Below are 15,353 nucleotides of genomic sequence, written 5' to 3'. Positions count from 1 at the left end.
TTTAACTATATCTTACTATCGAGCATAAGCATTTTACATTTTAAAATATACGTTGTAAACTATATTATGAAAAAATAACTTCGAAATAAGAGGTGAAAGATAAAATGTATCTGGTATCGGTGTATTTTGATGATAAAAGCAATAAAATAATTTCCGATTATATTAATAAGATTGCACAAAAGACAGGAAATACTTTTATGACGGACAATCATGTTCCTCCTCATCTGACGATAATGTCAGTGGAGGCAAGGGAGGAAGATAAATTGACAGAGGTGATGGGAAAGTTGGAGAGATATCTGACAAAAGGACAGATCCAGCTGGTCTCTGTCGGAGTGTTATTGCCATATGTACTGTATGTGACACCGGTTCTGAATCTGTATCTGGAAGATATGATCGAACAGGTACATGATATGGTAAAGAATATTCCGGAAGTCAGGATGAGCCGGTATTATCAGCCAATGCAGTGGCTTCCTCATATCACACTGGGAAAGAAGCTTTCCAAAGAGCAGATGCAGGAAGCATTTGCAGTTATGCAGGAACAATTCGTACCGATGGAAGTTACGGTATCGGAGATCGGGCTGGCGAAGACCAATCCACATCAGGATCTTATAAGAGTAAAATTAAATGATTAATTGAGGTGGAAAATAAAATGATTAATAGAGAAGACATGCTGGCACTGACCAGAAGAATGACAGTAAAGAGAACATCCATGACAAGAATTGCCGGAGGATATCTGGACCGGGATGGATATATAGACGGAACATTTAATACCGGATTTTTGAAATTGAGTCCGGACGAGAAAGAAAAAAATTTACAGATAGCAAAATCCATTCCATTTGCAGATACGAATAAAAATCTGAAAGAATATGCATTTTCCGATGAGAAGACGAAAGGCGACAGTATGTGGAAACTGTTAATGGGAATGCGTGCGTGCGGTCTGAAAAATGATGCACTGATGGAGACTTTTTATGAAATTGTTGGTGAACGATATCAGTCAGAGGGAGACTATGCCATTTTCGTATTTCATGACCGATACGATATTCCGGCAAAAGGGAAAGATCATGTCCGTCAGGGTGAATCTGAAGAAATGTTTGAATACTTAATCTGTGCCATCTGTCCGGTAAGTGGAGATTACGAACCGGGAGAACCGGAATGTGGATTCTTATTTCCGGCATATATGGACGGCGGGGCGGCCATGAATTATGTGGATGTATATCAGAAGAATCAGGAATATCCGTATACAGAGCTTTTGAAATTACTTGGAGTATGATGAGATAGAGAAAATTTCTTATAAAGGTGTTTAATGGTTTCAAATTCATCTGGGATATCTTATAATATAAAGGATTGAGTTTAGAGGAAAAGGTAGGAATATACAATGCATACAATGAAAAAATTCATTCGGTATTATGCCCCGTATAAGGCGGTATTCTTTCTGGATCTGATCTGTGCGGCAGTCATAAGTCTGGTGGATCTCGCATTTCCACAGATTTTACGTACGCTTACGAAGACGTTGTTTACAGAATCAGCAGATCACATACTGCATGCCTTGCTTCCGATAGGGGCAGGATTGCTTGTAATTTATATATTACAGGCGCTTTGTAAATATTATGTAAGCTATCAGGGACATATGATGGGAGCCAATATGGAACGCGATATGAGGCAGCAGCTTTTTGATCACTATGAAAAATTGTCATTCTCATATTATGACCAGAATAATTCGGGGCAGATGATGAGTAAGCTGGTATCGGATCTTTTCGATATCTCGGAGTTTGCACATCATGGACCGGAGAACTTATTTATTTCACTGATCAAGATTATCGGATCGTTTGTATTTTTGTTCCTGATCAACTGGAGACTTGCGATTCCACTTTTAGTTCTTGTAGTGTTCATGTTGGTTTTCTCCTATGGACAGAACAAGAGAATGCAGGCGACATTCATGGATAACCGGCGGAAGATCGGGGATGTCAATTCCAGTCTTCAGGATACACTGGCAGGAATCCGTGTCGTACAGTCTTTTGCAAATGAAGAGATTGAGCGGGAGAAGTTTAAAAAGAGTAATCAGGGATTCTTGATTTCCAAGGATGCAAACTATAAATGCATGGGAAGTTTTATGAGCGGCAACCTGTTTTTTCAGGGGATGATGTATCTGGTAACGCTGGTATTCGGAGGATGGCTGATCGCACATGGGAAGATGGAGGCAGCGGATCTTGCGATGTATGCGCTTTATATCGGTATCTTTATCAGTCCGATTCAGATTCTGGTCGAGCTTACTGAGATGATGCAGAAAGGACTGTCCGGATTCCGCAGATTTCTGGATGTGGTAGAGACCGAGCCGGAGATCGTGAATGCACTGGACGCAGAATCAATAGATGAAGTAAACGGACACGTTTCTTATGAAAATGTATCGTTTCATTATAGCGACGATGATACACCGGTGCTTTCTAATGTTACATTCGACATTCCGGCAGGAAAATCCGTGGCTTTAGTCGGACCTTCGGGAAGTGGTAAGACGACGATCTGCTCTCTGCTTCCGAGATTCTATGATGTAACAGGCGGACGTGTTACGATTGACGGAAAAGATGTCCGGGATCTGACACTGGAAAGTCTGCGTAATCAGATCGGACTGGTACAGCAGGATGTGTATCTGTTCTGTGGAAGTATTAAAGAGAATATCGCATATGGGAAGCCGGGAGCATCTATGGAAGAGATTGAAGACGCAGCAAGGAAAGCGAACATTCATGATTTTATTATGGAACTGCCGGACGGATATGATACATTTGTTGGTGAACGTGGAACAAGACTTTCCGGCGGACAGAAACAGAGAATCTCGATTGCAAGAGTATTTCTTAAGAATCCGTCAATCCTGATTCTAGATGAGGCGACAAGTGCACTGGATAATGAGAGCGAACGCTGGATCCAGAAGAGTCTGGAAGAGCTTGCAAAGAACCGGACAACGATTACGATCGCGCATCGATTATCAACAATCCGCAATGCGGATGAGATCCTTGTAGTGGCAGATAATGGAATCGCAGAGCGTGGAACACATGAAGAACTGTTAAAACAGGGCGGAATCTATGCGCATTATAATGAGATGGGATAGGCAGAAGATAAGAAAAACGGAAGCTGCTCTGTGAGTAGAAACATAAAAATTATCAATAAAGAAATTTGCAAAAGAAAAAGATTGTCGTGAAAAGAATATATGATATAATTTACAAAGATATCAGCGGCAGAAAAGACAGTGCAAAACTGTAAAGGAACAGTAGAAATGATTGATATCAGTGAATAAAAACGGCCACAGAATAAGGCGGCAAATCATAAGAAACAGAGGTAGAATTATGGGAAAAATCAGAATTGGTATCGTTGGATACGGTAACATCGGACGCGGAGTAGAGCAGTCTATCAAGCGTAATGATGATATGGAATTAAAAGCAGTATTTACAAGAAGAGATCCTGCAAGTGTAAAGATCCAGACAGAAGGGGCAGAAGTAAAGCACTTTGATGATATGGAAGCTATGAAAGATGATATCGATGTAATGATCCTCTGCGGTGGATCAGCAACAGACCTTCCGGTAATCGGACCGAAGGTAGCAGCATCATTCAATACCATTGACAGCTTTGATACACATGCTAAGATCCCTGAGTATTTTGCAAATGTAGATAAAGCAGCAAAAGAAGGAAAGAATGTAAGTATTATCTCAGTAGGCTGGGATCCGGGAATGTTCTCTCTGAATCGTCTGTATGCAGAGTCTATCCTGGTACAGGGAAGCACTTATACGTTCTGGGGCAAAGGTGTCAGCCAGGGACATTCTGATGCAATCCGCCGTATCGAAGGTGTAAAGAACGGCATCCAGTATACGGTACCGATCGAGGCAGCTGTTGATCAGGTAAGAAGCGGAAGCGAACCGGAACTGACAACAAGACAGAAACATTTAAGAGAGTGTTATGTAGTTGCAGAAGAAGGCGCAGACAAAGCAGCAATCGAAGAAGCTATCAAGACAATGCCAAACTACTTCGATGAGTATGACACAACCGTAACATTTATCACAGAAGAAGAGTTAAAGGCAAATCACAGCAAGATGCCTCACGGTGGATTCGTGATCCGTACAGGAGAGACTGGATGTGAAGGCAACAAGCATGTGATCGAATATTCTCTGAGACTGGATTCCAATCCGGAATTCACAGGAAGTGTTCTGGTGGCTTATGCACGTGCAGCACACAGACTTTCAAAGAAAGGTGAATCAGGAGCAAGAAGCGTATTCGATATCGCACCGGCTATGTTGTCTCAGATGACACCGGAAGAGTTAAGAGCACATATGCTGTAATACCAACAGGGACAGGAAAAATGGTTTTTTTCCTGTCCCTGTTGGCTTTAAGAAGAGCGTAAATAAATTCTATAAAATGAGAACTTTTACGTACAATACCGAAACGTACGATCGGTCAGAATTCTCGCAAATATCAGTCCAAGCGGCAACATCACAATAATCATAATCGCAGAAGTAAACCATGAAACCGCATCCGTCAGGGACATAATCCCGAAATTATAAATCGCACGGTACAGGTAAAGTCCTGGAACCATGATCACGATAGAAGGCACGGTAAGCGAGATTCTTGGATATCCATTACTCTTTTTAATAAAAGAAGCAAGCAATCCGGCAATCAGAGCCCCGATAAATGCGGCGGCGGCCGGAGGCATATGTGTGAAATCAACAAGTTCAAGCCGGAGTGTATTGGCAATGGCACCAATAAATGCAGCCGTTGCCGCCATCGAATGAGAACTGTTAAACATGATCGAGAAACCGAATACTCCGCAAAAGCTTGCAATCACACGGAAAATCAGACGGGCAGCGGCACTTAGATGCAGTGCCGTAAAATCGGCCGGTTCCAGATGCAGAAGTAAAGCCATGATCCATGCAAATAAAGTGGCAACCATAACGATAATGATTGCATAAGTAAGCCGCTCCAGTCCCGAACGCAGATCCAGCTTTGCAAGGTCGATCCCGCTTGTAATAAATGGAAATCCGGGAATAATGAACAGCATCGAGCAGATATAACCGGCTTCGTGAAGCTCCGGAATGTGAAAGATCAGTTCTGCAAGTTTCAGAAAGACCGCATAAGTAAAGCATGCCGCAGACACGGATACTGCAATATTCAGGAACAATGTATAATGATGTTTGATCAGTTTGGTGCGGATGAGATTACCGATACCGGCGGCGATGAATGCAAGCGCCATCTCAATCGGTCCACCCCCGAGTAAAAAAGTAAAACCACAGCAGGCAAGAGCCGCAGCGAGTCCCAGTTTGACAGGAGAATAAAGAGCATGGATTTCTTCGATTTCATCCAATCGTTTATGGATATCTTCACCGGTCATATGCGCTTCTTCTTCCGGAAAATGATCTACAAACTGTTCCATGCGGTAAAGCTTGGAGGTATTCACTCCCGTATTGGCAATATTCAATGACTGGGAAACACAATCGTTTCCATCGAAACAGTTAAATACAATGGACATCAATCCCACGTCTACCGTACAGGTTACACCAAGCTCTTTGGAAAGCCGGTTCATGGAAGTCCGTACACGCCATGCACCGGTTCCACAGGAGAGCATGATTAACCCAACACGGCCGATGACGGAAGCTTTCTCGATCAGTCCGGCTTCTGCAATCAACACATTACTGTCATCATTGGCGTAGTCATGCCATGGAATCTCCATATGATTTTTTTCCATAATATCAATAAAGTCAGAATTAGTTGTCTGCATAAATGATCGCCTCTGCTTTGGAAACGTGGCGTTCCAGATTTTTTAAGAAATGTGAATTCGGAAGGAAAACTCCGATCTCATCATAACGGGTATTATCTTCAACAAGAGAATCCTGTCCATAGAATACATAGGACATAGGAAGCTCTTTCTGAAGTTTTATGACAATATCCAGAATAGCAGAATAAGCTTCTGCTTCGGTTTCTTTTAATTTTACGGTATCCGGTAATTCACGGATCAACAGTACACCGTTATTCTTTTCCAGAATGTTTTGTTCCGGTTCCATATCGTCAGATGTATAAGAATGGCTGTAGCGGTATGCCTGTGCCAGAAAAATATTCTTTGGAGCTCCGAGATCTGTATATACCTCATGGAAATGACGGTATTCCCGTTCATGAATCGATCTCTTATATTCAGAAAGTAACATTCCGTTTTCATCTGTCATGATCATCGGATTCTGTTTTCCGTCCGCATTGAACCGATAGGGAATCAGGAATGCATTTCTTAAAAGATCAAAGACTGTATTCTGACAGATAGCCATCAGAAACGCAGATAAATCCCGATTGCGATAAGAATTAAAAAGAGCCTGTGCGAATTCTGTAGATGACGGAGAATCGGGAAGGTCTACCCCATCGTTACTGAATAAATAACTGCAGAATGTTTCCATCAGTTTTTCACATGCCCATTTATCTTCGGATATTTTCTTAAATAAGATGTCTGATTTTTCTTCTCTGGGAAAAAGTGTTTTTTCCTCCATAATAAAGCGCTTCCTTTCATATTTTCATCCGAATAAATTATACAACTGTGATAAAGATAAGTGAAAACTATAATTGATATAATAGATATATGATTATGGTATGCCGGAGAAGTTATCGGTGGCAGCTTCTGTAGATAGTCGGTTGATGATTTGAAAGGGATATTTGATATAGTTTAAAACTATGACAAATACACATTTTTTTGTATTATACAAGTTTATCAATACAAATTATAATAAATCCATCGATTGAGAACATCATCAAGAATATGAAAAATATAAAAGAAAGCCATCAGGGACAACAAGAAAGACAGAAAACCTAAGTCCCTGCCGGCAAGGAGGAAATAATCATGAACACACCATTTCGTTACGACTTTGTAGGAAGTTTTTTACGCCCACAGAAATTAAAAGACGCAAGAAAGAATTTCGAAGAAGGGACAATCTCACAGGAAAAACTGACCGCAGTAGAAGATGAATGCATTCTGGAACTGGTGGCAAAGATTAAGGAACTTGGATATCATGTGATCACAGACGGAGAATTCAGAAGATCGACATGGCATCTGGATTTCATGTGGGGATTTGAAGGAATCGAGCATCAGAAGACAGTAGAGGGGAATACAACATTTGATGCAGAAGCTGCAATGATTGATGATACATACATGACGGGAAAGATTTCAGTAAAGAATCATCCTTTCGTAGAGCATTTCAAATTCATCAAAGCATTAGAAGATGAAAATACTGTCGCAAAACAGACTATCCCGTCACCGGGACAGTTCTATGCATACTTTACCGGGGCACAGCTTCTGAATACAACATTAGAAATCTATGGATCGGAAGAAGCATTTGCCGAGGATGTGATTAAGGCATACGGTGAATTCGTGCAGGAAATCTATGCAGCAGGCTGCCGTAACCTTCAGTTTGATGACTGCGTATGGGGCGGAATGGTAGATGCGAAGATGGCAGTTGCACTGACCGGAAGAACAGGACAGAGACTGGAAGATTACAAGAAACTCCTTCTGGAACTGAATAACCAGGTAGTAGCACAGGCATCGGAAGATCTGGTGATCAATACACATGTATGCCGTGAAAATTATCATTCTACATTCTTCAGTTCCGGAGCATATGATTCCGTAGCGGATTTGTTATTCGGAGAAGAAAATGTAAATGCATATTATCTGGAATATGACGACAAGAGATCCGGCGGATTTGCACCACTTGCAAAGGTATCCGGCGATAAGAAGGTCGTACTTGGACTTATAACAACCAAGACACCGGAACTGGAAGACAAAGAAAAAGTAATCGCAAGAATCCACAAAGCAGCAAAATATGTTCCGCTTGACCGCTTATACTTAAGCCCGCAGTGCGGATTTGCATCCTGCGAGATCGGTAATAAGCTGACAGAAGAAGAACAGTGGGCAAAGCTTAAGCTTGTAAAAGAGATTGCCGACGAAGTCTGGTCAGACAGATAAGCCAGAACAGATTGGCCATAAGCCAGCCGATACTGGTAGCAATGGCAGGGGCTGCCAGCCCGAAATGAGGGAAGAAGAACCAGGTTAAGATTACGCGAAGTGCAATCTGGAGCGTACTTCCGGCTAACGTCAGAACCATTTTCCAAAGTCCGTTATAAGTACCGGTGAAGGTTCCGCCGGTATAACACAAAGGATAGAAAAATGATATAAGTTGCAGGTATATGATGCCGCTTTTTGCCATGACAGGGTGGGAAGCGACATTTCCTAACATTGCTTTTACGGTAACGGGTGCACTGAAGTACAGGGTTACAGCGCAGATCGTACCTTGTACAAGCATTATTGCCGGAGGGACACAAGCTGGCAAAAAGAAAGACATTTTCGGCAAAATTTGCAGAGACGGAAGCCTATATTGTAACATGTCCAGGATTAGATATTGATGGAACACGTTATCTGGATAAGCATGGGATTAAGCCGAATGTACAGTTTTCGACAATGGATATTCAGGCAACATATGCGATGGCGGCAGCGGGAATGGGTGTGAGCATTACGAATCAGATCAACAGTCTGCCGGATTATGAGGGTGTATGCCACCGGAAACTTGTACCGGCAGAGCTGATCGAAATCGGGCTTGCTGGGAGAAGAGTCTGTCACCGGTGGCAGGAAAATTTCTGGAATTTATCAGAACAGAAGGTATGATGCCATAAACGCACAATTCGTTATGGAGACAATAAAAATCGTTCTATCATCTGGAAGTATGATATACTGATAACAAGACCTGCAAAAAAGATGGAGGTGGACTACATGGATGTTGCAACGATGGTAGCGATTAATAACCTGAATATGGTTACAGTGATGGCAGTACAGGCGGCAAATAATGTAATCACGATCGTAAATGGAGAAAGGATGGAAGAAGATATGGATGGTTCAATGTTAGATCAGTATATGGGAAAAGATTGTACGGTAAGTCTGTTCAACGAAGTAGGAGCAATCAAAGGAAAACTCATGGACGCAGATATACAGTGGGTAAAGGTTGATACCAAGAAGGGAACACAGCTGATTAACAGAAATATGGTACGGAATATTACTTTTGATAATAAATAGAATGAATAAAAATAGTTGTTTCGAAAAAAAGTCAGAAATCAGAAAAAATGAGTTGACATTTCGTGCAGGTGTTTCTATACTTAAACATGTAGATAAAACACGGGGAGCTTGTGTACAGGCTGAGAGGAAGTTAAGAACTTCGACCCATATACCTGATTTGGATAATGCCAACGTAGGAATGTATAACGTAGATTTTAGGAGAGATGCATTTAGTTGGTATCTCTCTTTTTTGTTGCTATGTGACGTAAATCAGGAACAATAGAATATCGGATAAGTTGAGAGTGAACGGGAGTTCACGAAGGGGTGCACCACCACGGGTGTATTTACTTCGTGAACTCTTTTTTATCTGACAAGTACTTTTGAAAGTATGATCCGGGAAAGGAGAACGCATGATTATCGTAAATGGAAAAGAAATTAATTTGACAGAGGATACGACGGTTGCAGAATATCTGGAACAGAATCAGTATCAGGTAAAAAGAATCGCTGTAGAGTTAAATGGAGATATTCTTCCGAAATACAGCTATTCCGATACCATGTTAAAAGACGGCGACCGTCTGGAAGTTGTGACATTCGTGGGAGGAGGCTAACATTCATGGAAGAAGCCGGATTAGAAAATATGACGGAGAATACAAAGAAAGAAAAAGTACTTAGTAAAGAGGAGATTGTGGCAGCATTAAATGAGAGACATTCTCCGGAGAAACAGAAACTTCTGTCAGCGGGGAGGGTTGCAATCGCCGGGCTTGGCGGATTGGGATCAAACGTGGCATATGCACTTGCAAGAATCGGAGTCGGCCATCTGCATTTGATTGATTTTGATGTGGTGGATATCACGAATCTGAACCGGCAGCAGTATTTTATGGAGCATATCGGGATGTATAAGACAGATGCGCTGAAATCATTATTGTTAAAGATCAATCCATATCTGGATATCGATACAGATTGCGTAAAAGTCACAGAAGAAAATCTTACGAAATTATTTTGTGACGAACCGATTGTGTGTGAAGCATTCGATAATCCAGAAGCGAAAGCAATGCTGGTAAATGGAATACTGGAACATTTTCCGGAAAAGAAACTGGTATCGGCAACCGGTATGGCAGGATACGGAAGCAGTAATACGATTCGCACACAGAAGTTAATGAAGAACTTTTACCTGTGCGGAGACCGCGAGACGGCACCAACGTATGGAAATGGCCTGATGGCACCGAGAGTGGCCATCTGTGCAGCGCATGAAGCAAATATGATCACACGTCTGATTCTTGGGGAAGAAGATGTGTAAAAAACATATAGAAAAGACAAATAATAAGAAAGAAGGATTGGATTATGGACAACACAGAAATAAAGAAAGCGGATACATTTACCCTTGGAGGAAAAGAATTTACGTCCCGTTTTATACTTGGTTCAGGAAAATTTTCACTGGATTTGGTGAAAGCATGTGTGGAAAAAGCAGGGGCACAGATTATCACACTGGCACTCCGTCGTGCAAATGAAGGCGGTCTGGCAAATATTTTGGATTATATTCCGGAAGATGTGACACTTCTTCCGAATACATCAGGAGCCAGAAATGCAGAAGAAGCGGTACGTATTGCCAGACTTTCCAGAGAAGTCGGATGTGGAAATTTCGTCAAAGTGGAAGTGGTAAGAGATTCGAAATATCTCCTTCCGGATAATTATGAGACGATCAAAGCTACAGAAATTCTTGCAAAAGAAGGATTCGTGGTTATGCCGTACATGTATCCAGATCTGAATGCTGCAAGAGATCTTGCAAATGCCGGTGCAGCATGTATCATGCCGCTTGGCGCACCGATCGGATCAAATAAAGGGCTTAGCACAAAAGACTTTATTCAGATCCTGATCGATGAGATCGATCTGCCAATCATCGTAGATGCCGGAATCGGACGTCCGTCCCAGGCATGCGAGGCAATGGAGATGGGAGCAGCCGCAGTTATGGCAAATACAGCAATTGCGACTGCGGGAGATGTACCGGCGATGGCAGAAGCATTTAAGAAAGCAATCGAAGCAGGCAGAAGTGCGTACCTTTCCGGACTTGGAAGAACGATTGAGCGTGGTGCAAGTGCATCTTCACCGCTGACCGGATTTCTGCAGGATTAGGAGGCACGACAAATGGGAACAAATCATGAAGATACACATATTAATGAAAGTATTTTAAGCGAGGAGATTCTGGAAGACCAGAAGAAGAACCGGATCGATCACATGACCTATCTTCCAGGCATGGAGGATATCGGATCAGAAATACTCGACCAGGTCGTGGCAGCCATGGAGGCTTATGATTATAATACATATACAGCAGAAGATGTAAAACGTGCACTGGCACATGCAGAGCGCACACCGGAAGATTTTCAGGCGTTATTGTCACCGGCAGCACTGCCATTTCTGGAGGAAATAGCGCAGGCAGCGCAGATCGAGACGAGAAAACATTTTGGTAACAGTGTCTATATGTTCACACCAATCTATATCGCAAATTATTGCGAGAACTATTGCATTTACTGTGGTTTTAATTGCCATAACAAAATCAACCGTGCACAGTTAAATGCGGAAGAGATCGAAAAAGAGATGGTGGCGATCGCTGAGACAGGTCTGCAGGAAATCCTGATTCTGACAGGAGAAAGCCGTAACAAATCTACAGTAGAATACATCGGTGAAGCATGTAAGATCGCCAGAAAATATTTTAAAGTTATTGGTCTGGAGGTTTATCCGGTAAATTCAGACGAATACGCATATCTGCATGAATGTGGGGCAGATTATGTAACGGTATTTCAGGAGACATATAACTCAGATAAATATGAGACACTTCATCTTGCCGGACATAAGAGAATCTATCCATATCGTGTAAATGCGCAGGAAAGAGCATTGAAAGGCGACATGCGCGGAGTCGGATTCGGAGCACTTCTGGGGTTGGATGATTTCAGAAAAGATGCATTTGCGACCGGATATCATGCTTACTTATTACAGAGAAAATATCCACATGCAGAGATCGCATTCTCCTGTCCGAGACTTCGTCCGATCATCAATAATGACCGGATCAATCCGATGGATGTGCATGAGCCACAGCTTCTGCAGGTAGTGTGTGCATACCGCCTGTTTATGCCATTTGCAAGCATTACGGTTTCGACACGAGAGTGTGAAAGAGTCCGCGATAATCTGGTAAGTATTGCAGCAACGAAGATATCTGCTGGTGTAAGTACCGGTATCGGAAGTCATGTAGAAGATATCGAAGACAAGGGTGACGATCAGTTTGAAATCTCGGATGGACGTTCGGTGGATGAGGTCTATCAGGCACTTCTGAAACACAATCTTCAACCGGTGATGAGTGATTATATCTATGTGTAACAGGGAGTATCTTGTGTTAAAAACATGCCGAATACAGCTGAAAGGAGTTGTCAGTGATAAAATCTGTAAACAATCAGGACTTTAAAATCATTGCAGTCAGCAATCGGAAATTATGTAACCGCCCGTTTTTAGAGCAGATAGAAAGAGTCTGCAAGATACATCCGGAAGCTGTGATCTTAAGAGAAAAAGATCTGACAGAAGAGGAATATGGGACATTGGCAAAAGAAGTAATGAATATTTGCAGCCGTTATCATGTGTCTTGTATTCTTCATAATTTCTGGAAGACTGCACTAGAACTGGGATGTACATCTGTACATCTGCCACTTCCGATTTTGCAAAAAATAACTGATGAAGAAAAGAAAAAATTTACAAAGATTGGAATTTCTATACATTCTGTAGAAGAAGCGAAAGAAGCAGAGCGATTAGGCGCATCTTATCTTACTGCAGGACATATTTATGCAACGGACTGTAAAAAGGGATTACTGCCAAGAGGACTGGAATTTTTAGAAGAAGTGTGTAAGGAAGTTAATATTCCGGTATATGGAATCGGCGGAATAAAGTTCGATGAAGAACAGTGGAATGATATGAAAAAATGTGGAGCAGTTGGTGGATGTGTTATGTCCGGAATGATGGAAATATAGTAATCGAAATAAAACAGCTCATTTTTAAAAGAGCAGGAAAGCCTTCTGAGTCGGTACTCGGAAGGCTTTTGCTTTGCACTGGCATATAAGTGCATATCAGATAGTACTTTACAAAATTATTTCTAAGTGCTATATTAATACAAAAATGAATAGTTCAAAATTGAAATAAAAAGGAGAGCTACATATATGAACACAGGAATCGAATTTGCAGAAAAGCTGTCAAAGGCATACAGTGAGACCTGCAAACCGTTATGTCATGAACTGAATATTCCACAGACCGCATTTGACATCTTACTTTTCCTGGCGAACAACCCAGAATACAAAACTGCCAGAGACATCGTAGAAATACGAAAAATTAAAGCCAATCTTGTATCGGTAAATGTGGATAAACTTGTGAATGAAGGCTATCTGGAGCGGAAAAGTGTAGAAGGTGACCGAAGAAAAGTCAATCTGATCTGTACAGAAAAGTCAAAAGAGATTATCCAAGAAGGACAGAAACTTCAGCAGTCGTTCGTTGAAAAACTATTTGAAGGAATGGATGAAGATACAAGAAAAGCACTTCAAAAAGGAATGGCGCATATGGAAGCGAATATAGAGAAGATGTTGGAGGAAAAGAACTAGATGAATACAATATTAATGATTATCGTAACATTTTTCGCGGGGATGGGAGCCGGACTCGGAACCGGATTTGCAGGAATGAGTGCGGCGGCAGTGATCAGTCCGATGCTGATCACATTTCTTGGAATGGATCCATATATGGCAGTCGGAATTGCACTTTCATCAGATGTACTTGCAAGCGCAGTATCTGCCTATACATATGGAAAGAATAAGAATCTGGATGTGAAGAATGGTCTGATCATGATGGTCAGCGTACTTACCTTTACCGTTGTGGGAAGTTATGTGTCCAGTCTGGTACCATCTACAACGATGGGAAATTTCTCGGTATTTATGACATTCTTGCTCGGCATTAAGTTCATCGTAAAACCTGTCATGACAACAAAAGAAGCCATGGAAAAAGTATCGCCGAAGAAACGTGCGGTGCAGTCGTTAATCTGTGGTGTCATGATCGGATTAATCTGTGGATTTATCGGTGCCGGAGGCGGTATGATGATGCTTTTGATCCTGACCTCTGTCCTGGGCTATGAGCTTAAGACGGCGGTCGGAACGAGTGTGTTCATCATGACATTTACTGCCTTTACCGGTGCAGTTTCGCATTTTGCAATCGGGGGAATGCCGAATATAGCGGTGTGGATCTTATGTATTGTGTTCACACTGTTGTGGGCAAGGATTGCGGCAGTATTTGCGAATAAGGCAACACCGAAGACATTGAACCGGGCGACGGGTGTGATATTAGTGGTTCTTGGGATTGTGGTTATGGCGTTTTCTATTTTAAATTAATAGAGAGCAGGAAGAAATTAATATTATAGGAGAGAATAAAAGGTATTAATAGAAAAATAATATGATGTTTTGTTTATTATGCATTCTACAGGGACTGCCGGTGGCAGGTCCTGCAGAAAGAAAAACATTGCTTATGATTCTTTAATATTTCCTTTTTCTATATTTTCTTTGAGTATTTGGTCTGTTACTTTATATAAAGTCTCAGATCCCAGCTGCGTTTTCCGTTGTCTTCCGTATACCTGTTCGGAAGTAACCTGATGCTCACGCCAGTCGCCACCGCCGTTACTGTTATTGAGAAGCAATGGCTGCAGGTTATCCAGGGAATGTGCAAATTTGGATTCCGGTGTCTGGTAATTTTCGAATTCATCAAAGAGTGCAGTCAGTTCTTTTTTCTGATCTTCTGGTAACAGTGAGAAAATCCGTTCTTTGGCAGCATCTTCACGTGCTTTCTGCGTCTTTAATCCTTCTGTATCGTAGGCATAAGTATCTCCGGCGTCAATTTCCACAATGTCATGGATCAGGCACATGATCATAACTTTTGCGATATCGACGGGTTCATTGGCATAATCTTTTAACAGGTATGCCATGATTGCCATATGCCAGGCATGCTCTGCATCATTTTCGCGCCTTCCGTGTCCGGAGAGGTGGGTCTGTCGTAATATATTCTTTTCTTTATCAATTTCGAGAATGAAATCAAGTTGTTGTTTTAATCTTTCCTCCATGATAATTCCTCCTTGTGCGTTCAGTACGAATAAACTATAAGATAGTATAACATAAAAGAAAGCATAATGAAAAGCAAAAACATAGAAAACATATAAAACATATAAAACATATTGACTTAATAGGAAAATGGTGTTAAACTCCAGTTATTAAAAGATAAAAGCTCAGAA

17 protein-coding genes and 1 riboswitch are annotated in these 15,353 nt (G+C 41.6%); of the genes, 14 read left to right on the top strand and 3 right to left on the bottom strand.

The annotated features are described in order from the left end of the window. The first annotated feature begins 104 nt into the window (after positions 1–104). The 4 genes from GT508_RS00470 (at position 105) to GT508_RS00455 (ending at position 4,322) form a co-directional block, all read left to right on the top strand. On the top strand, positions 105–632 hold the full coding sequence (locus tag GT508_RS00470; protein WP_161143331.1) for a 2'-5' RNA ligase family protein: 528 nt from the start codon (positions 105–107) through the stop codon (positions 630–632). A gap of 17 nt (positions 633–649) precedes the next feature. Then, positions 650–1,270: a DUF4317 family protein gene (locus tag GT508_RS00465; protein ID WP_161143330.1), complete on the top strand. Its 621-nt coding sequence runs from the start codon at positions 650–652 to the stop codon at positions 1,268–1,270. 105 nt (positions 1,271–1,375) lie between these two features. Further along, positions 1,376–3,100 carry an ABC transporter ATP-binding protein gene (locus GT508_RS00460; protein WP_161143329.1) on the top strand — a complete coding sequence of 575 codons (1,725 nt, stop codon included), beginning with the start codon at positions 1,376–1,378 and terminating at the stop codon, positions 3,098–3,100. A gap of 235 nt (positions 3,101–3,335) precedes the next feature. Then, positions 3,336–4,322: a diaminopimelate dehydrogenase gene (locus GT508_RS00455; protein ID WP_161143328.1), complete on the top strand. Its 987-nt coding sequence runs from the start codon at positions 3,336–3,338 to the stop codon at positions 4,320–4,322. 86 nt (positions 4,323–4,408) lie between these two features. On the opposite strand, the gene GT508_RS00450 is transcribed toward GT508_RS00455, so the two are convergent. Beyond that, positions 4,409–5,755: a threonine/serine ThrE exporter family protein gene (locus GT508_RS00450; RefSeq protein ID WP_161143327.1), complete on the bottom strand. Its 1,347-nt coding sequence runs from the start codon at positions 5,753–5,755 to the stop codon at positions 4,409–4,411. Further along, a complete protein-coding gene (locus tag GT508_RS00445; RefSeq protein WP_161143326.1) occupies positions 5,742–6,509 on the bottom strand; it encodes a DUF4866 domain-containing protein in 768 nt (255 codons plus the stop codon). The genes GT508_RS00450 and GT508_RS00445 overlap by 14 nt, the downstream gene beginning before the upstream one ends. A 347-nt stretch (positions 6,510–6,856) precedes the next feature. On the opposite strand from GT508_RS00445, the gene GT508_RS00440 reads away from it, so the two are divergent. The 10 genes from GT508_RS00440 (at position 6,857) to GT508_RS00395 (ending at position 14,463) form a co-directional block, all read left to right on the top strand. Next, positions 6,857–7,975 (top strand): 5-methyltetrahydropteroyltriglutamate--homocysteine S-methyltransferase, encoded by a 1,119-nt coding sequence (locus tag GT508_RS00440; protein WP_161143325.1) that lies wholly within the window; start codon positions 6,857–6,859, stop codon positions 7,973–7,975. Between the two features lie 339 nt (positions 7,976–8,314). Further along, on the top strand, positions 8,315–8,671 hold the full coding sequence (locus tag GT508_RS00435; protein WP_161143324.1) for a LysR substrate-binding domain-containing protein: 357 nt from the start codon (positions 8,315–8,317) through the stop codon (positions 8,669–8,671). A 105-nt stretch (positions 8,672–8,776) separates the two neighbouring features. Beyond that, a complete protein-coding gene (locus GT508_RS00430; RefSeq protein WP_055194852.1) occupies positions 8,777–9,076 on the top strand; it encodes a hypothetical protein in 300 nt (99 codons plus the stop codon). Between the two features lie 90 nt (positions 9,077–9,166). After that, positions 9,167–9,272, top strand: a riboswitch (TPP riboswitch). A 193-nt stretch (positions 9,273–9,465) separates the two neighbouring features. Beyond that, positions 9,466–9,663, top strand: a complete 198-nt coding sequence (gene thiS / locus GT508_RS00425; protein ID WP_006426437.1) for a sulfur carrier protein ThiS — start codon at positions 9,466–9,468, stop codon at positions 9,661–9,663. A 5-nt stretch (positions 9,664–9,668) separates the two neighbouring features. Further along, entirely contained in the window at positions 9,669–10,352 is a 684-nt protein-coding gene (gene thiF, locus GT508_RS00420) for a sulfur carrier protein ThiS adenylyltransferase ThiF (protein WP_243144033.1), read from the top strand. A 44-nt stretch (positions 10,353–10,396) separates the two neighbouring features. Continuing rightward, on the top strand, positions 10,397–11,185 hold the full coding sequence (locus tag GT508_RS00415; RefSeq protein WP_044924315.1) for a thiazole synthase: 789 nt from the start codon (positions 10,397–10,399) through the stop codon (positions 11,183–11,185). 12 nt (positions 11,186–11,197) lie between these two features. After that, positions 11,198–12,424: a 2-iminoacetate synthase ThiH gene (gene thiH, locus GT508_RS00410; RefSeq protein ID WP_161143323.1), complete on the top strand. Its 1,227-nt coding sequence runs from the start codon at positions 11,198–11,200 to the stop codon at positions 12,422–12,424. Between the two features lie 53 nt (positions 12,425–12,477). Then, positions 12,478–13,065, top strand: a complete 588-nt coding sequence (locus GT508_RS00405; RefSeq protein WP_330576862.1) for a thiamine phosphate synthase — start codon at positions 12,478–12,480, stop codon at positions 13,063–13,065. Between the two features lie 186 nt (positions 13,066–13,251). After that, complete coding sequence (locus tag GT508_RS00400; protein WP_006426432.1) at positions 13,252–13,686, top strand: MarR family winged helix-turn-helix transcriptional regulator; 435 nt, start codon at positions 13,252–13,254, stop codon at positions 13,684–13,686. Then, positions 13,687–14,463: a sulfite exporter TauE/SafE family protein gene (locus tag GT508_RS00395; RefSeq protein WP_055282363.1), complete on the top strand. Its 777-nt coding sequence runs from the start codon at positions 13,687–13,689 to the stop codon at positions 14,461–14,463. It begins immediately after the preceding gene. A gap of 131 nt (positions 14,464–14,594) precedes the next feature. Here GT508_RS00395 and GT508_RS00390 read toward each other — a convergent pair whose 3' ends face one another. Continuing rightward, positions 14,595–15,185 carry an HD domain-containing protein gene (locus GT508_RS00390; RefSeq protein ID WP_055282365.1) on the bottom strand — a complete coding sequence of 197 codons (591 nt, stop codon included), beginning with the start codon at positions 15,183–15,185 and terminating at the stop codon, positions 14,595–14,597. Positions 15,186–15,353: the final 168 nt, after the last annotated feature.

Source organism: Dorea sp. BIOML-A1 (genome assembly GCF_009875615.1).
GTDB lineage: Bacteria > Bacillota > Clostridia > Lachnospirales > Lachnospiraceae > Dorea_A > Dorea_A amylophila.
This window is presented reverse-complemented; position numbering and strand designations above follow the sequence as displayed.